This window comes from Bacillus sp. 7894-2, from assembly GCF_002272225.1.
In the GTDB taxonomy this organism is placed as follows: domain Bacteria; phylum Bacillota; class Bacilli; order Bacillales; family Cytobacillaceae; genus Cytobacillus.
This window is the reverse complement of the sequence record NZ_NPDG01000040.1, coordinates 1-16,287: the sequence shown is the minus strand read 5'-3', so window position 1 is coordinate 16,287 and position 16,287 is coordinate 1. Positions and strand designations below refer to the sequence as shown.

At 40.6% G+C, this 16,287-nt stretch carries 18 protein-coding genes and 2 riboswitches; of the genes, 2 read left to right on the top strand and 16 right to left on the bottom strand.

Annotated features, from left to right (window positions below; translation table 11 throughout):
• Nucleotides 1–109: 109 nt before the first annotated feature.
• Nucleotides 110–373, bottom strand: coding sequence for a hypothetical protein (locus CHI10_RS06945; RefSeq protein WP_095243573.1), 264 nt, complete (start codon nucleotides 371–373; stop codon nucleotides 110–112).
• Between the two features lie 262 nt (nucleotides 374–635).
• Nucleotides 636–929, bottom strand: coding sequence for a helix-turn-helix domain-containing protein (locus tag CHI10_RS06940; protein WP_095243572.1), 294 nt, complete (start codon nucleotides 927–929; stop codon nucleotides 636–638).
• A 262-nt stretch (nucleotides 930–1,191) separates the two neighbouring features.
• Here CHI10_RS06940 and CHI10_RS06935 point away from each other — a divergent pair, with 262 nt between their 5' ends.
• Nucleotides 1,192–1,620, top strand: coding sequence for a helix-turn-helix domain-containing protein (locus CHI10_RS06935; RefSeq protein ID WP_286137223.1), 429 nt, complete (start codon nucleotides 1,192–1,194; stop codon nucleotides 1,618–1,620).
• Between the two features lie 16 nt (nucleotides 1,621–1,636).
• On the top strand, nucleotides 1,637–2,740 hold the full coding sequence (locus CHI10_RS06930; protein WP_286137222.1) for a tyrosine-type recombinase/integrase: 1,104 nt from the start codon (nucleotides 1,637–1,639) through the stop codon (nucleotides 2,738–2,740).
• A gap of 132 nt (nucleotides 2,741–2,872) precedes the next feature.
• Here the strand turns inward: CHI10_RS06930 and sufB are convergent, their stop codons facing one another.
• The 14 genes from sufB to CHI10_RS06865 form a co-directional block, all read right to left on the bottom strand.
• Nucleotides 2,873–4,270: a Fe-S cluster assembly protein SufB gene (gene sufB, locus CHI10_RS06925; protein ID WP_095243571.1), complete on the bottom strand. Its 1,398-nt coding sequence runs from the start codon at nucleotides 4,268–4,270 to the stop codon at nucleotides 2,873–2,875.
• A 106-nt stretch (nucleotides 4,271–4,376) separates the two neighbouring features.
• On the bottom strand, nucleotides 4,377–4,826 hold the full coding sequence (gene sufU / locus CHI10_RS06920; RefSeq protein WP_095243570.1) for a Fe-S cluster assembly sulfur transfer protein SufU: 450 nt from the start codon (nucleotides 4,824–4,826) through the stop codon (nucleotides 4,377–4,379).
• A complete protein-coding gene (locus CHI10_RS06915) occupies nucleotides 4,816–6,045 on the bottom strand; it encodes a cysteine desulfurase (RefSeq protein WP_095243569.1) in 1,230 nt (409 codons plus the stop codon). The genes sufU and CHI10_RS06915 overlap by 11 nt, the downstream gene beginning before the upstream one ends.
• A complete protein-coding gene (gene sufD / locus CHI10_RS06910) occupies nucleotides 6,045–7,355 on the bottom strand; it encodes a Fe-S cluster assembly protein SufD (RefSeq protein ID WP_095243568.1) in 1,311 nt (436 codons plus the stop codon). Before sufD ends, CHI10_RS06915 begins: the two co-directional genes overlap by 1 nt.
• A 17-nt stretch (nucleotides 7,356–7,372) precedes the next feature.
• Nucleotides 7,373–8,158 carry a Fe-S cluster assembly ATPase SufC gene (gene sufC / locus CHI10_RS06905; protein WP_035329355.1) on the bottom strand — a complete coding sequence of 262 codons (786 nt, stop codon included), beginning with the start codon at nucleotides 8,156–8,158 and terminating at the stop codon, nucleotides 7,373–7,375.
• A gap of 333 nt (nucleotides 8,159–8,491) precedes the next feature.
• Nucleotides 8,492–8,644 (bottom strand): YuzK family famiily protein, encoded by a 153-nt coding sequence (locus CHI10_RS22250; protein WP_169799774.1) that lies wholly within the window; start codon nucleotides 8,642–8,644, stop codon nucleotides 8,492–8,494.
• Nucleotides 8,645–8,937: 293 nt separating this feature from the next.
• Complete coding sequence (locus CHI10_RS06900) at nucleotides 8,938–9,309, bottom strand: carboxymuconolactone decarboxylase family protein (RefSeq protein WP_048008467.1); 372 nt, start codon at nucleotides 9,307–9,309, stop codon at nucleotides 8,938–8,940.
• 123 nt (nucleotides 9,310–9,432) lie between these two features.
• Complete coding sequence (locus CHI10_RS06895; RefSeq protein ID WP_095243567.1) at nucleotides 9,433–10,278, bottom strand: MetQ/NlpA family ABC transporter substrate-binding protein; 846 nt, start codon at nucleotides 10,276–10,278, stop codon at nucleotides 9,433–9,435.
• 12 nt (nucleotides 10,279–10,290) lie between these two features.
• On the bottom strand, nucleotides 10,291–10,959 hold the full coding sequence (locus CHI10_RS06890) for a methionine ABC transporter permease (RefSeq protein ID WP_095243566.1): 669 nt from the start codon (nucleotides 10,957–10,959) through the stop codon (nucleotides 10,291–10,293).
• Nucleotides 10,952–11,977, bottom strand: a complete 1,026-nt coding sequence (locus CHI10_RS06885; RefSeq protein WP_095243565.1) for a methionine ABC transporter ATP-binding protein — start codon at nucleotides 11,975–11,977, stop codon at nucleotides 10,952–10,954. Before CHI10_RS06885 ends, CHI10_RS06890 begins: the two co-directional genes overlap by 8 nt.
• Before the next feature lie 152 nt (nucleotides 11,978–12,129).
• A riboswitch (SAM riboswitch) is annotated at nucleotides 12,130–12,233 on the bottom strand.
• Nucleotides 12,234–12,373: 140 nt separating this feature from the next.
• The gene (locus CHI10_RS06880; protein WP_095243564.1) at nucleotides 12,374–13,690 is read right to left on the bottom strand and encodes an O-acetylhomoserine aminocarboxypropyltransferase/cysteine synthase family protein; all 1,317 of its coding nucleotides are present in this window, start codon (nucleotides 13,688–13,690) and stop codon (nucleotides 12,374–12,376) included.
• An 85-nt stretch (nucleotides 13,691–13,775) separates the two neighbouring features.
• Nucleotides 13,776–13,877: riboswitch (SAM riboswitch) on the bottom strand.
• A 218-nt stretch (nucleotides 13,878–14,095) separates the two neighbouring features.
• Complete coding sequence (locus tag CHI10_RS06875; RefSeq protein ID WP_095243563.1) at nucleotides 14,096–15,367, bottom strand: MFS transporter; 1,272 nt, start codon at nucleotides 15,365–15,367, stop codon at nucleotides 14,096–14,098.
• A gap of 145 nt (nucleotides 15,368–15,512) precedes the next feature.
• Complete coding sequence (locus tag CHI10_RS06870; protein ID WP_095243562.1) at nucleotides 15,513–15,821, bottom strand: thioredoxin family protein; 309 nt, start codon at nucleotides 15,819–15,821, stop codon at nucleotides 15,513–15,515.
• Nucleotides 15,822–15,836: 15 nt separating this feature from the next.
• Nucleotides 15,837–16,190, bottom strand: coding sequence for a toprim domain-containing protein (locus CHI10_RS06865; RefSeq protein WP_095243561.1), 354 nt, complete (start codon nucleotides 16,188–16,190; stop codon nucleotides 15,837–15,839).
• Between the last annotated feature and the right edge of the window lie 97 nt (nucleotides 16,191–16,287).

Below are 16,287 nucleotides of genomic sequence, written 5' to 3'. Positions count from 1 at the left end.
TTATATACGCTTATTTTTGATAAAAACAGGACATAATTGTATATGACATCATTTTTGTTATTGTAATCGCCTTTGGGAAGAGGTAGACACAAATTGGATGTTTAACAACTCACAGTTGGGAATCTGTGGGTTTTTCTTTTTGTCTTAGTCTGGGTTCATGTTGAGTAGGTAGCTTAAATTGATAAATTTTAGCACTTTTATGCTTGCAGGAACCACAGTAAAGTAATCCATTCTTTTGAATCCATGCTTTCTCTAGTTCCATTGCTGATACTCGTAATACCATATCAATTAATTCCTCAATCGAATAATATTCGTAGTCGTCAAGGTTAAGTGAATATTCATCATTGCAAAAATGACATTTAAAAGTACACATTGGTTTTCCTCCTTTGCCCCTTGCTGCCTGAACTTACTATTTTGTAATTTATGGTGACTTTCTTTTCTGTCTTTGTCTTTGCTTATCTATCCTCTTTTTGTTAAACATGAAAAGTCTATCATTATAGAAACAAACGATTCTTATAAATAGTGAAGGTTTTTCCATAAGATTTCCCCCCCTTCAAGCTGTCAAGAAATGAATGCCTTTAAGTTTCAACAAGCGTTGCTGTGGTTATAAAAGTTCTCCTATTCTTTTTCAAGATTTAATAATCACATTCAACATTACCGCCTTTTTTCTTAACATCTATTGACCAACGATTGATATATTTCTCTACTTCTTTACGATTGAATAACCACTTCTTGCCCACTCGCATAGAGGGAAAATTCTGATTGTATATAAATAATTTTTCTACTGTTGGTCTGCTTAAAGATAGCATTCTGCAAAGTTCCTTTGTATCTATAAGCAACGCTTGCTCCTCAATTTCTTCTACACGTTTACGAACTTCATCTAAATATAATTTTTTTATTTCTTTTTCATCTAATGTAATATTAAGCATTTGTTTAATCCTCCTTTGTCAATTTCAATATTTTTACTCTTTTCAATCGTAAACATTTGCTTATGAAAATATTTTGTAATGCATTACAATATTTATTATTGACATGAAAAACATTCAAAATAAGGTACTCTTTCTGTAATTTTTCTGGTACCTTTTCTGTAATAATACTGGCATCAAATATTCACAAAATTTAACATGGACAATCGTTTGTATAAACTATAGCTTATAGTGTAATATTTATTGTTGATAGGAGTGATATAAATTGGATTTTAAAAATTATCTCAAATCAAAAAGAGAAGAAAAAAATCTTTCGATGAATAAACTTGGAGAATTATCTGGTGTTTCTGCTATGTACATTTCACAAATTGAAAGAGGGAGGCGAGTAACTCCTTCTCCTAAAATATTAGAAAGATTGGCAGAAGGTTTAAATGAATCATATGAGGATTTAATGATGGCAGCAGGATATATTCCTGCGGAGGAAGTTATAGAGGAATTGCAAGGACACATACGAGGAGAGGATATTGAACCTCGTTCTCCAATGCCATCAGAGGCAGTAGAAGAAGGGGAAAAGCAATTTGAACTTAGTTATATTTTTGACCCCAATCATAAGATTTTTCTTGAGGACAGGCAATTAACTAGTGAAGAAATCAAAAAGATAAAAAGTGTTATCAAGATAATGTTACAGGAATGAAAGGAGATAAGGAAAAATGGCTACATTCAGAAAGTTACCCAGTGGAAAATGGCAGGCGCGTGTATCTAAGGACGGTAAGGAAAGAAGTATCGGAACATTCCGTACGAAAAAGGAAGCTGAAATTGAAGCGGCAAAAGTTGAAGAGCGAATCTATTATGGTCAAACTTTAAATGACAGAAATATGTTGTTTGAAGATGCTGTGAAAGATTGGCTTGAGCATAAAAAAGCAAGTGTTAAGGAATCAACATTTGTACAACTTGAAGTGATTATTAGAAATCACATCATGCCCACTTTTGGAGATAAAAAAATTATGACGATCAAAAGAACTGAAATAAAAAAATGGATTACAACATTCGGAGAAATAGATAAAGACGGGAATGAGAAATATTCATTTGGTTCGAGATTGAAATATCTTTCAGTTATGAAAAGTATTTTGCATCATGCTGTACATGAACTTGAAGTGCTTGAAAAAAACCCTGCCGATAAATTAAAGGTTCCTGTTCAAGATGCTGTTGCTATAAAAAAGGAAAAGGTGAAATACTTTAGCCTTCAGGAATTAAATCAATTATTGGATTTCATGAAAACGTATAAGCATCAGCGCTTTCCTGATTATCAACTATATTACATGCTTATGTTTTTCTTAAGCAAAACGGGATTAAGAATAAGTGAAGCATTAGCCTTAAGGTGGTCGGATATTGATGGTGATAAAATAACAATAGATAAACAAACAAGTCGTGACGATAATAACAAAGTGAAATTGACAACATTAAAAAACTCTTCATCATATCGCACAATAAAAATTGAAGATGAAGTATTACGTGAATTGAAGAAGTTTAAGATGAAGCAAAATGAATTGATTTTAGGAAATTCGAGGTTTTATAAAAATAATGAGGGCATAATCTTTCAAAATTATAACGGGAATTATTTAACACCTTCAATTATCCGTGAAACAATGCAAGATTATTGTAAAAAAGCAGGTGTTGATTATAAAGGCACCCACGGTTTTAGACATACACATGCTGTTCTGATGCTTGAATCAGGTGTAAGCTTAAAATATGTTTCAAATCGACTTGGGCATAAAAGCCAGCAGATACTTATCTTGATATCACCGAAAAAATAGAAGAAGACGAACTTAAAAAGTTCGCCTCCTACACTAAAAGATAAAATCAAATCGGCACGAAATCGGCACGATGATAATTTCACACTTTATAAAAACCTCTCAAACCCTTGATATAAAAAGGTTATTTCTTTTTTAACCGATAGATCCTTCCATTTCAAACTTGATCAGACGGTTCATTTCTACTGCGTATTCCATTGGAAGTTCTTTCGTAAATGGCTCGATGAAGCCCATTACGATCATTTCTGTTGCTTCTTCCTCTGAAACTCCACGGCTCATAAGGTAGAATAGCTGTTCTTCTGATACTTTTGAAACCTTTGCTTCATGCTCCAGAGAGATGTTGTCATTCAGGATTTCATTGTAAGGAATTGTATCTGAAGTTGACTGGTTATCCATGATTAGCGTATCGCATTCGATGTTGGCACGTGCACCTTCCGCTTTACGGCCGAAGTGAACGATTCCGCGGTATGTTACTTTACCGCCCTGCTTGGAAATCGATTTCGATACAATTGTTGAAGAAGTGTTTGGTGCAAGGTGAATCATTTTCGCACCTGCATCCTGATGCTGCCCTTTACCAGCTATTGCAATGGAAAGGGTCATGCCGCGTGCGCCTTCTCCTTTAAGAATAACTGCCGGATATTTCATTGTCAGTTTTGAACCGATGTTTCCGTCAATCCATTCCATTGTTGCGTTTGATTCACAAACCGCACGCTTCGTAACCAGGTTAAATACGTTGTTTGCCCAGTTCTGAATGGTAGTATAACGGCAATATGCGTCTTTTTTGATGATGATTTCAACAACCGCACTATGAAGTGAGTTGGTTGTGTAAACAGGTGCAGTACAGCCCTCTACATAGTGTACATGTGCGCCTTCATCTACAATGATTAATGTACGCTCAAATTGCCCCATATTCTCAGAGTTAATGCGGAAATATGCCTGCAATGGCGTATCAACCTTAACCCCTTTAGGGACATAGATGAACGATCCGCCAGACCAAACGGCTGAGTTTAATGCAGAAAACTTGTTGTCTGTCGGAGGGATAACCTTTGCCCAGTGCTCACGGAAAAGATCTTCATTTTCGCGAAGAGCGGAATCTGTATCCTTGAATACGATTCCTTTTGCTTCAAGGTCTTCCTGCATATTATGGTAAACAACCTCTGATTCATACTGTGCAGAAACACCTGCAAGATACTTCTGTTCTGCTTCCGGAATACCTAATTTATCAAACGTCTGTTTGATTTCTTCAGGTACCTCATCCCAGGAACGCTCAGTCTTTTCAGAAGGCTTTACATAATAGGTAATTTCATCAAAGTTTAATGACGCTAAATCTCCGCCCCATTGCGGCATAGGCATCTTATAGAAATGGTCCAGTGATTTCAAACGGAAGTCAAGCATCCACTGTGGCTCTTCCTTCAATTTTGAAATCTCTTCTACAATTTCTTTTGTCAAACCGCGTTTTGATCGGAAAATGGAAACGTCTTTATCGGCAAAACCATACTTATAATCGCCGATCTCAGGCATTTTTTTTGCCATCGTCGTATTCCTCCATTCATATAGGAAAGGGTTCACACCCAATCAATTCATAATTTTTTAGCACACAAGGCAGACGAAAAAGTTTTTAATCAAACGTTTGATTGATTTATTCCTGTTCTTCTTTCTCCGTGCCAACGCCTTTTTCCATTGCTTTCCATGCCAAAGTGGCGCATTTGATTCGGGCAGGAAATTGGGAAACTCCCTGAAGAGCTTCGATATCGCCAAGATCCAGTTCATCTTCATCATATTCTTTTCCCAGCATCATGTCTGAGAAAACCTTGGAAAGCTTTAAGGCTTCTTCAATATTTTTACCCTTGATGGCTTGGGTCATCATGGAAGCTGAGGACATGGAGATGGAACATCCTTCGCCTTCAAATTTCGCATCAGCCACTTTGCCGTCCTCAAGCTTCAGCGTCAATTGAATACGGTCCCCGCAAGTAGGGTTATTCATATTGATCGTCAGGCTGTCATCTTCAAGTACCCCTTTGTTACGAGGGTTTTTATAATGATCCATTATAACCTGGCGGTAAAGGGTATCTAAATTTTTAGAAGACATCGCTGAAATACTCCTTTGTTTTGACAAGCCCTGAAACAAGCTTATCAATATCTTCTTCCGTATTGTACAGATAGAAGCTTGCACGTGCAGTTGCCGATACCTTAAGCCACTTCATCAGCGGCTGTGCACAATGATGCCCGGCGCGGACTGCAATTCCTTCTGCATCCAATACAGTAGCCACATCATGTGGATGAACATCATCTATATTAAACGTAACGAGACCTGCGCGTTTCGAGGCTTCTTTTGGCCCATATATGGTCATTCCGTCTATAGCAGACATTTTTTCCATAGCATAAGCGGCCAGCTTGTGCTCATATGCCTCGATTTCGGCCAGGCCAATCTGCTCAAGGAAGTCAATTGCAGCACCAAGTCCAATGGCACCTGCAATAATTGGCGTACCTCCTTCGAATTTCCACGGAAGCTCCTTCCATGTCGATTCATAGAGGCCGACAAAGTCGATCATTTCACCGCCAAATTCAACCGGCTCCATTTTTTCAAGGAGCTTTTTCTTTCCATACAGAACACCAATGCCGGTGGGGCCGCACATCTTATGGCCGGAAAAAGCAAGAAAATCACAATCCAGATCCTGAACATCAATTTTCATATGTGGAGCGCTTTGAGCACCATCCACTACCATGATTGCGCCATTTTTATGGGCGATTTTTGCAATTTCCTTAATCGGATTCATAACACCAAGTACATTCGATACCTGCATGATCGATACGATTTTTGTATCGGCTGTCACAGTTGTCCTGACATCCTCAAGAGAGATAGTTCCGTCTTCCTGCAGGGGAAGGTACTTTAATGTGGCACCCGTCTGTTTCGCAACCTGCTGCCAAGGAATGATATTGCTGTGGTGCTCCATATAGGAGATCACAATTTCATCGCCTTCTGACAGGTTAGCGCGTCCGTAGCTTGCTGCAACTGTATTGATGGAAGTTGTTGTTCCTCTTGTAAAAATAACTTCCTCAGTAGACTTTGCATTAATGAATTTACGCACCTTTTCCCTGGCGCCTTCATAGCCATCGGTTGCTCTTGTGCCCAGCGTATGGACGCCTCTATGAACATTCGAATTATATTCCCGGTAGTATTTATCAATCGCCTCAATTACCGGAACAGGCTTTTGGGAAGTAGCGGCACTGTCCAGATAAACAAGAGGATTTCCATTGACTTCCTGATCCAGGATGGGAAACATTTGCCGAATCTCACGGGCATTCATTATTTTACTTTCCTTTCAATAACGGCAGTCAGCTGCTTTTTAACGCCTTCGATTGGAAGAGCATTAACAACAGGCGCCAGGAAGCCGTGAATAACAAGGCGTTCAGCTTCTTTTTGGGAAACACCGCGGCTCATTAGATAATATAGCTGCAATGGATCCACACGGCCAACTGAAGCTGCGTGTCCTGCTGTTACATCATCTTCATCGATTAATAAAATCGGGTTGGCATCCCCGCGCGCTTTTTCGCTTAGCATCAGTACGCGTGACTCCTGCTCGGCATTTGACTTGGAAGCCCCATGCTCGATTTTGCCGATTCCATTAAAAATGGATGAAGCTGAGTCTTTCATAACCCCATGCTTTAAAATGTAGCCTTCGGAATTCTTTCCGAAATGAACTACTTTCGTTGTAAAGTTTTGAGTCTGTTCTCCGCGTCCTACAACAACTGTCTTAGTATCGCCGAAAGAACCGTCTCCAACAAGGTTAGTTGTATTGTCTGAAACTGTATTGCCGTCGTTCATTAATCCAAGAGCCCATTCAATGCGGGCATCACGGCCTGCAACCCCGCGGCGGTTCACATAAGCTGTAGTTCCTTTAGCAAGTGTGTCAACCGCACCATACTGCACTCGTGCATTGGCACCTGCAATGACCTCTGTAACAATATTGAAGATGCCGTTCGCTTCCTCAACTACAGAAAGATAGTTTTCCACGTAAGTAACTGAGCTGTTATCATCAACAACAACCAATACATGGTTGAACAGGTTTGCCTCTTTATCATCATGGATATATACAGCCTGAATCGGCGCTGAAATTTCCACATTTTTCGGAACGTACAAGAACGCTCCGCCGTTTAAAAGAGCCGCATGCAAAGATGTTAAACGGTGTTCGTCCGTTTTGACGCCATCCTTCATAAAATATTTCTGAAGGAGCTCACTGTGTTCTCTTGCCGCTGTAAAGATGTCTGTGAAAATAACACCTTTTTCCTGCAGTTCTTTAGATACAGTCAAATGCGTTGGTCTATTATTGCGCTGAATATATAAATTCTGATCTCCAGCTTCTGTATCAATCAGATTTCTTACATCCTCAGGAAGGTCGTTTAGAGACGCAAAGTCTTCGCTTCCGACAATATGCTTTTCGAACTGTGTGAAGTTCCATTTATCAATTTTAGTTTTATCAGGCTTTGGCATTGGCAGGCTTTCCGCGTCTGCAAGCGCATTTAGACGGAGTTCTGTCAGCCATGCCGGCTCGCCCATATCTTTTGAAAAGGAACTAACATATTCCTTATCAAATGGTAGTTTTATTTCCGTTGTCATAGTGATCCCCCTAACGCTTACGCTTCTTGCCCAACTGTTTCGTCTTCAATGCCCAATTCTTTCTTAATCCAGTCATATCCTTCAGCTTCTAAGCGCTGTGCAAGCTCCGGTCCGCCTGATTTTACAACGCGGCCCTGCATCATCACGTGAACATGGTCAGGTGTGATGTAGTTAAGAAGGCGCTGGTAGTGGGTGATAATTAAGCATCCGAACTCTTCTCCGCGCATTTCGTTGATTCCTTTTGAAACAACTTTCAATGCATCGATATCCAAACCGGAATCGATTTCATCCAGGATAGCCATTTTAGGTTCAAGCATCATTAATTGAAGAATTTCATTGCGCTTCTTTTCTCCGCCTGAGAAACCTTCATTAAGATAACGCTGAGCCATGTCAAGGTCCATTTCTAGGAATTCCATCTTGCTGTCCATTTTGCGGATGAATTTCATAAGAGAAATTTCATTTCCTTCTTCAAGGCGGCTGTTAATTGCAGAACGTAAAAAATCGGCATTTGTTACGCCGCTGATTTCACTTGGATATTGCATTGCAAGGAACAGGCCGGCACGTGCGCGCTCGTCAACTTCCATTTCAAGAACATCTTTACCATCTAAAGTGATGCTTCCCTGTGTTACTTCATATTTTGGATGGCCCATGATAGCAGAAGATAAAGTAGATTTACCTGTACCGTTTGGCCCCATGATGGCGTGAATTTCTCCGCCTTTAATCTCAAGGTTTACACCTTTTAGTATTTCTTTTCCCTCAATAGCAACATGAAGGTCTTTAATTGTAAGTACTGATCCTGCCATAATATATACCTCCGTCAATAAAAGAAGATTTGTAAATCGGTTTCATCCGCAAATCTCTATTCTCATTTTATTCTCATTACAATCTTATAACAAATCAAATATCATAGCAACTCTTTGAGACCATTAACAAACTTTTCAAACGAAAATGTTTAGAAAGCCTGTAGATATAGATTTTATCATATATATTCTTTGTCATCAAAGAGTGAAATTACCGGAAACCAGCATGTCCTGTCTATTTTTTCCCGGTACTGCATTTTCATGTATTGCAAAAAGAAAACCAGTGCATCATTGGCACTGGTTACTATTTACTTCATTATTATATATACCTAAAACTTAGGAATGAATTTTTCTTTCAAGATCTGCAACTAAGCGCTGGCTTTGAAGATAATCTTCTTCACGTCTTTTTTCAACTTCCATTCGAATATCATGTTTCCGGCTGTACACTTCATATCCAACTCCATGGGCAGCTTGCATAGCTTTTTCCATTTCACTCGTGTAGTTCAGCTGTAACTGACTGATAATGAATCAATCCTTTCGGTTTTTATGCTTTTCAGCATTTGTTTTACATCTAAAATCTTAACACTCACACTATACCCTGCACAAAGCGGAAAAAACCTGATTTTATTAGCAAAATAAGGAATGAGATCCGGTGAAACGCTTTCATACTTCCTATCCTTAGAATACTGGCCGAATGCTCTGGATTAATGGTTGTTTGTATAAATTTTCTGAAAAATTACCATTCCAAGAGAAAACTCCTGCTATCAAGCAGGAGAAAATTTTCAGTGATTTTGCTGATTCAATTCGGTCATGGCCTCCTGGACGAGCGTAACCGCCTGGCTCATGGCCGCTCCGCCACCAAAAGCTGCTGTTACTCCTACTGCCTCAAGAATCTCTTCTTCAGACGCCCCTTGATCAATGCAGCCTTTCGTGTGGTAAATAATACAGTATTCATCCTGAGAATATAAACTGATTCCGAGCGCGATCAGCTGCTTCTCTTTTTGGGATAAAACTCCTTCTTTAAAGCAGGCTTCTGTAAAAGCATTATAATGCTTTGCCAAATCCGGCATTTTTTCAGTAAAAACACCTAATCCGACTTTATAATCATGCAGGGCTTCTTCTATTGAGTTTGAAGGTTCATGATAATGTTCCATCGATCTCCACTCCATTTCAAATAGTATCTAGGTTAGTATGTTTGATTGCTTTTCAATCTATACGGGAAGCGGGGCTGCTGATCCACAAAAAAAACAGGCGCTGTGAACGCCTGCATTTCTGCTTTACTCAGATACCGGCACAACGGCACCTTCATATTTCTCAAGAATGAAATCCTGGATTTCCTTTGAACGAAGCACTTCAACAAGAGCTTTAATTCCTTCTTTTTCTTCATCACCTGTGCGTACTGCAATTACATTTACATATGGTGAATCTTTATCTTCGATTGCAATTGAATCTTTAAGAGGATTTAATCCTGCATCGATTGCATAGTTGGAGTTAATCAGGACTGCATCTCCTTCTCCATTATTGTAGATTTGAGGAAGAAGTGATGCTTCATATTCAGTATCAAACTTTAATTTTTTCGGATTTTCTTTGATATCCTCCATTGTTGCTTCGGTTTTTTCTACATCTTCATTTAAAGTGATAAGTCCCTCAGCTTCAAGCATGGAAAGGATGCGGCCATGGTCTGCGACTGAGTTGCTCATGATGATTGTTGCACCCTTAGGTAACTCCTCAAGGTTCTTATACTTTTTGGAATACACACCGATTGGTTCAATATGAATTCCGCCTGCATTCGTAAATTCATATCCATGCTCAGCCTTTTGTGACTCAAGATAAGGAATGTGCTGGAAGTAGTTAGCATCAAGCTCTTTAGATTCTAGAGCCTGGTTTGGCAATACATAATCCTGGAATGGTACAACATCAAGTTCAAAGCCTTTTTCTTCAAGTAATGGCTTTGCTTCGTCAAGAATTTCAGCGTGAGGGACATTGGAAGCCCCCACTGTAATCTTTTTGCTTTCTTTACTATCTCCGCCTTCACCGGCATTGCCGCCCTCTTCTGAAGTGCCGCAAGCTGCAAGCACAAGTGCAACTGCCAGCGCAAGAGCAAGTGGTAACCATTTTTTCATGTCAATCTCTCCTTATCGTTTGTCTAATTTTGTTGTAATGATATCTCCAATAAACTGGATAATAAACACGATGACTAAAATAATAACGGTCGCCATAAGCGTCACATCACTTCGGCTCCGCTGGAATCCTTCCAGATAAGCCAGATTTCCAAGCCCCCCGGCACCGATTACACCAGCCATTGCCGTGTAGCCAACCAGCGCGATAGCTGTCACGGTAATTCCCGAAACAAGGGCGGGCATTGATTCCGGAAGCAGAACCTTCCAGATGATCGTGCTTGTTTTTGCACCCATTGACTTGGCAGCTTCAATTACCCCTTTGTCAATTTCCCTCAAGCCGATTTCCACCATTCGGGCATAAAACGGGGCAGCACCAATAATTAATGCAGGCAGTGCTGCATCCTCCCCAATCATTGTTCCAAGCAGAAACTTAGTAAATGGGATTAATAACACAATCAGAATGATAAATGGAATCGAACGGAATATATTGACGAACGCTGAGATAATTTTATTGATCGCTGCATTTTCCCAGATATTCCCCTTTGAGGTCAAAAAGAGCAGCAGCCCCAAAATGGCTCCTAAAATAAAGGTTGCAATAACAGAAATAGTTGTCATATAGAGAGTTTCCACAGTAGCTTCCCACATGGAGTCCCATTTCACATTTGGAAACCATTCATTAAGCATTGGAAATCACCTCCACGCCCACCTGCTGAGAATGGATATATTCGATCGCTTTTGCAACTTCCTCTGCTTCTCCATCAACATGGATGAATAAGGTACCGTAGGAACCATTCTGCGTCTGGGAGATCTTTCCCTGAAGGATATTAACTGTTACCTGGAAGTGACGGATCAGGTTTGTAATCAATGGCTGTTCAGCTGATTCGCCGACAAATCCTAATTGGACTACTTTCCCTTTTGGATACAAATCGACCAGATGATCAATTGTTTCCTTCGTTTCTTCAGGCTCTGTCACCTGCTGTACAAACCGTTTTGTAATCAGAGCTTTTGGATTTTTAAAGACGTCCAACACAGGTCCGATTTCAACTATTCGGCCGCCTTCCATAACAGCAACCCGATGGCAGATTTTACGGATCACGTGCATTTCATGTGTAATAAGAACAATGGTTAAGCCCAGCCGTTCATTGATGTCTACAAGCAGCTCCAAAATGGAATCTGTTGTCTGCGGATCAAGGGCAGATGTCGCTTCATCACAAAGGAGCACTTTTGGATTGTTGGCAAGGGCTCTGGCAATTCCGACCCTTTGCTTTTGACCGCCGCTCAGCTGAGAAGGGTAGGCATCTTCCCTTCCTTCCAGACCGACGAGTTTAATGAGCTCGTCAACTCTTTTGAGCCTTTCCTGCCGGGAAACACCTGCGATTTCAAGCGGAAATGCTATATTTTCTCTAACTGTTCTTGACCATAACAGGTTGAAATGCTGGAAAATCATGCTTATTTCCTGACGAGCTTTTCTCAGCTTGCTTCCCTTTATCTTTGAAACCTCATTGCCTGCCACAGTAACACTGCCATGGGTAGGAAGCTCCAGCCCATTCAGCATGCGGATTAAGGTACTTTTACCTGCACCGCTATATCCGATAACACCGAATATTTCTCCTTCTTTTACCTCCAGGTTTACATCATCAACTGCTTTTACCTGCCCTTTTTTTGAAGAAAATATCTTCTGTACATCTTTTATAGTAATCAACGTGATAGTCACCTCTTTTATCGAAAGATACAGATAATAATTAATAGACTGCTTTTATTCCCTTATCTTTTACTCCTCATAGGCTTTCATGCGCAAAAGCAAAAATGCCTTTCTGCAAATGAGCAGAAAGGCATAAAGAGATTTAGTCCTTTCTCTCATCTATCAAAGCTATGCTTTGAGTGAATTGGCACCATTTCAACTAATTGACGGTTGCCGGGCTTCATAGGGCACTTCCCTCCACCTCTCTTGATAAGAGCGTTACATTCTATATTCAATTAATACTTTAAATGAATTAAGCAGTTTTATAATTACGTTTGCTATCGTATCATAGCCATTAAAAAGGTGTCAACGATGAAATTTCAAACTTTCGGAAAAAAGCGAATGGTAAATTTTCCTTCACACTTTTGCAGCAAGTGATGTGAGACCTGCAGCTGCTTCTATCGCCTGTTCCAGGTCTTCAATTAAATCTTCTGCATTTTCGATGCCGGTCGAAATCCGAATTAGATCCTCCGATACTCCCGCAGCCTTTAAACCTTCCTCATCCAGCTGCTGATGAGTCGTGCTTGCAGGGTGAATAATCAGGCTCTTTGCGTCCCCGACATTTGCCACATGTGCCCATAGCTGCAGGCTATTGATCAGCTTGGCTCCAGCCTCTCTTCCGCCAGCAATTCCAAATACAGCCACTGCCCCGGCTCCTTTTGGCAAATATTTATCTGCCAATTCTTTGTCCGGATGGCCTTCATGACCTGGATAGAGCACCCAATTAACAGCCGGATGGGCATCCAGATATTCCACTACCTTTTTGGTATTGGCAACGTGCTCCTTCATTCTCACATGCAGAGTTTCAAGACCCAGTGTGAACTGGAATGCACTTTGCGCACTCATTGCAGGCCCTAAGTCTCTTAACAGCTGTACCCGTGCTTTGATAATATAAGCAGCTTCGCCAATTGCTTCGCTATAGACAATATCATGGTAGCTCGGATCAGGCTCTGTAAAGCCTGGAAACTTAGGAGAATTCCAGTCGAATTTTCCGCCGTCTACTATAACTCCCCCCATTGTGGTTCCATTACCAAGCAGCCATTTTGTCGCAGAGTGTATGACAATGTCAGCTCCGTGTTCTATAGGCCTGCAAAGATACGGTGTAGCAAAAGTGTTATCCACAATCAGCGGCACACCGTTTTCGTGTGCAATTGCGGCAACCTTTTCAATATCCAGGATTTTCAGGCTCGGGTTTCCAATCGTTTCGGCGAAGACAGCCTTTGTTTTATCTGTAATGGCACTCCGGAAGTTTTCCGGATCCTTTGGATCGACCAGTTTCACCTTTATTCCATACTTGGGAAGTGTAACTGCAAATAAATTATAAGTACCCCCATATAAATTGGATGCGGCAACAATTTCATCACCAGCTTCGGCGATATTTAAAATGGCAAGTGTAATAGCAGACTGGCCGCTGGCAAGAGCCAGCGCACCCACTCCTCCTTCAAGCAGGGCCACTCTTTCCTCAAATACACTGACAGTGGGATTATGTATCCTGCTATAGATATATCCCGGCTCTTTCAGGGCAAAGAGATTTGCAGCGTGATCTGTATTCTTGAACTGATAAGCATTATTCTGATAAATCGGAACCGCTCTCGCGCCAGTTACAGGGTCAGGCTTCAGCCCCCCATGTACTCCAATTGTTTCAAAACGGTAATTTTTCTGTTTGTCCGTCATCGCTATCTCTCCTCTATAAAAAAGATTGTATTTCATTTCGAAAAGCTGAAAAACCCTCTTCATAAGAAGAGGGCTGTATCGACTCTTCTTATCTTCCAGAGCATTCTGCTCTGCTGGATTTAGCACCGTGTACTTTACCGGTTGCCGGGCTTCGCTGGGCCAGTCCCTCCGCCTCTCTTGATAAGAATATTCAGTTAATTAATATTAAAATGATATTATCATACTATTAAAAAAGCGGTCAAGTATTGTGCAATGAAATTTTCCCTAAACAGAAAAAAGACTCGAGCAGCAACTTTTTTCTGTAAGTAGTTTCCGTCAAAATTTCATTTTTTCATTCGACAAAATCCGAAAGGCAATGCCTGTTTAATTGGCATTGCCTTTTCATTTCCCGAGAAATATGTCAGATCATACTATTTTCACAGAGGCGGCTGCAGTTTTTGTCTTTTTATAGCCTCTGAATACAAAGAAAAAGTAGAGAGAGCCAATCAAGTATAAAGAAGCTGTAATGGTGAATACGAGTGCATATCCCCAATAATCTCCATATCTCATGACGATTCCTGTTGAAACCGGGCCCATTACAGCCCAGCCCAGATTGAACACCATCTGATTGACTGAGTTTGCCAGTCCTTTCATCGAATCATTTACCTTTGACATCATCAATGACATTTGTATAGGATTTCCCGCATTCATCAACGCCTGCCGGAACAAAAAGCCGATGGCAGCCAGCCAAAGGTTTTCAGTATAAGCGGTTAAAAGCAGGAAAGGAAGTGACATGAGCTGCAGGATCACAACGGCTTTAACCTCTCCCACTTTTCTTACCACAACCGGTCCGATAATCATGGCAAAGGCCGTGGCAGCCTGCCCTAATGAAATAATCATGCCAATAGCTGAATTGGAGGCTTCAAAGCGGTCAGCGAAGTACAGATTCAGATACGGAATAACAAGTCCTGCGCCAATTCCAATCAGAAGCTGAGCAAAAGCAAACATCGCGATAATTTTCACACCATCATTTTTAGCTGAGAGATTCTTGAATGACCAGCCTTTTATGCTCTTTGCATCGTGTTGATCTTTCGAAACCTCTGCGAAACGCAAAATTGGAAATAAGCCGGCTATGAAAAACACACTTCCAATCAGAAGGGTAATGCGAATGCTGGTGAGCTGATCCGTAAACAAAGAAAATACATCCGTTAAGATGCCACCGCTTAAGTTCCCGATCACATTTGCGCCCGTCATTATAGCAAAATGAATACTGAATAAATGAACCCTTTGGTCGGCCTTTGAATTTTCAGCCAGCCATGGTATGCCGGATACCTGAAGAAAGGCTGTTGTCAGCCCGGTCAAAAATGCAAAAATAATCAGGAGTTCCTGCATGTCAACTAAACTTCTGAAAAGCATAACTGCACCTGTTGCAACTGCACCAAACATCATCGCTTTTTTTCTGCCAATTCGGTCGCTGGCGATCCCTGCCGGCACAAGAATCAGTGCTGTCGCGAGAGCAGTCATGGATATGATTTGTCCATTAACACTTTCTGAGTAGCCGAGCTCTCTTATGTAGAAATTATAGATGACCATGAATATCCCAAAACCAATTTGTGTAAGAATATTCGCCATAAAAGCCAATTTTATGTTGCGGTTATAGCCTTTAAACTGACCAGCCCACTCCCTGTAATATGCCATGCGGATCCCTTCCTGCACTGTATGATTTTTATTTCGATTCCCTAAGTATCATACTCTTTCGGAATGGATTTGTAAATATATTTCGAATAGTGAAAAGGCGTTTTCAAACATGCAAAAAACCAGGCTGCTTTGCTCCTGGTTTCTGCTAATCGATGCTTCTGATTTTATCCAATAAATAGGGTACGGATCGGAAAGCATATAATTTTTCATGTAAAATTCTTTTTCTGAAGATGAGGAGACAGGGTACGCTTTCCACTCCCCATTTTTCAGCCAATTGCGGCATATAATTTAAGTCCGCTTTCCCCATTTTTTGATCTGGCAGCAATTGTTCTGTTACTGCCAGCATCTTTCCTGCCATCTGGCAGGTTCCGCACATAGGCGTATACAAATAGATAAGAATCGTCTCTTCTCCGCTAATCGCTTCCTCAATGTCCTGCTGCGACCATTCCTGCATTTTATCATCCTTACTTTATCTGTCCAGATATTGTGTATAAACGTCAATGTTAGCCCCGAGCAGCACTGTTGCCAAATGGTGCTCCGGTGCTGTTGCTACTTCTCTGTACATTCTATCGATGTATAGATGCTCTGCCTCTGGAAATTCCCTTTTGAATTGTTTTCTCAGCTTTTCACCTGCTGAATCTGCATCTACCAATATATATACATCCTTATCAAACAGTGTGTCAATTAATTCATCCAGTTTGGTAATGCTTATTGTTCCATTTGTGCAGATAATTTCAACGTGCTCTCTTATAATGCTTTTAACCTTTGTTTTATCTGACTTTCCCTCGACAATAATCACTTTTTCCGGAATTCCATCGTTCATCGTCATCACCTGAAAGGAGTTATTTTGAAACTGTTCGTTAAAGCTAGGGCTTGTTCTCTCTTAGATTTTGTTAGATATAAATAAAGCCCGTTGATTT

What these genes read in the sequence shown, in the direction of transcription:
- CHI10_RS06945 (WP_095243573.1), bottom strand. Translation starts at nt 373, where the DNA reads ATGTGTACTTTTAAATGTCATTTTTGCAATGATGAATATTCACTTAAC.
- CHI10_RS06940 (WP_095243572.1), bottom strand. Translation starts at nt 929, where the DNA reads ATGCTTAATATTACATTAGATGAAAAAGAAATAAAAAAATTATATTTA.
- CHI10_RS06930 (WP_286137222.1), top strand. Translation starts at nt 1,637, where the DNA reads ATGGCTACATTCAGAAAGTTACCCAGTGGAAAATGGCAGGCGCGTGTA.
- sufB (WP_095243571.1), bottom strand. Translation starts at nt 4,270, where the DNA reads ATGGCAAAAAAAATGCCTGAGATCGGCGATTATAAGTATGGTTTTGCC.
- sufU (WP_095243570.1), bottom strand. Translation starts at nt 4,826, where the DNA reads ATGTCTTCTAAAAATTTAGATACCCTTTACCGCCAGGTTATAATGGAT.
- CHI10_RS06915 (WP_095243569.1), bottom strand. Translation starts at nt 6,045, where the DNA reads ATGAATGCCCGTGAGATTCGGCAAATGTTTCCCATCCTGGATCAGGAA.
- sufD (WP_095243568.1), bottom strand. Translation starts at nt 7,355, where the DNA reads ATGACAACGGAAATAAAACTACCATTTGATAAGGAATATGTTAGTTCC.
- sufC (WP_035329355.1), bottom strand. Translation starts at nt 8,158, where the DNA reads ATGGCAGGATCAGTACTTACAATTAAAGACCTTCATGTTGCTATTGAG.
- CHI10_RS22250 (WP_169799774.1), bottom strand. Translation starts at nt 8,644, where the DNA reads ATGGAAAAAGCTATGCAAGCTGCCCATGGAGTTGGATATGAAGTGTAC.
- CHI10_RS06900 (WP_048008467.1), bottom strand. Translation starts at nt 9,309, where the DNA reads ATGGAACATTATCATGAACCTTCAAACTCAATAGAAGAAGCCCTGCAT.
- CHI10_RS06895 (WP_095243567.1), bottom strand. Translation starts at nt 10,278, where the DNA reads ATGAAAAAATGGTTACCACTTGCTCTTGCGCTGGCAGTTGCACTTGTG.
- CHI10_RS06890 (WP_095243566.1), bottom strand. Translation starts at nt 10,959, where the DNA reads ATGCTTAATGAATGGTTTCCAAATGTGAAATGGGACTCCATGTGGGAA.
- CHI10_RS06880 (WP_095243564.1), bottom strand. Translation starts at nt 13,690, where the DNA reads ATGACGGACAAACAGAAAAATTACCGTTTTGAAACAATTGGAGTACAT.
- CHI10_RS06875 (WP_095243563.1), bottom strand. Translation starts at nt 15,367, where the DNA reads ATGGCATATTACAGGGAGTGGGCTGGTCAGTTTAAAGGCTATAACCGC.
- CHI10_RS06870 (WP_095243562.1), bottom strand. Translation starts at nt 15,821, where the DNA reads ATGCAGGAATGGTCGCAGCAGGACATTGAGGAAGCGATTAGCGGAGAA.
- CHI10_RS06865 (WP_095243561.1), bottom strand. Translation starts at nt 16,190, where the DNA reads ATGAACGATGGAATTCCGGAAAAAGTGATTATTGTCGAGGGAAAGTCA.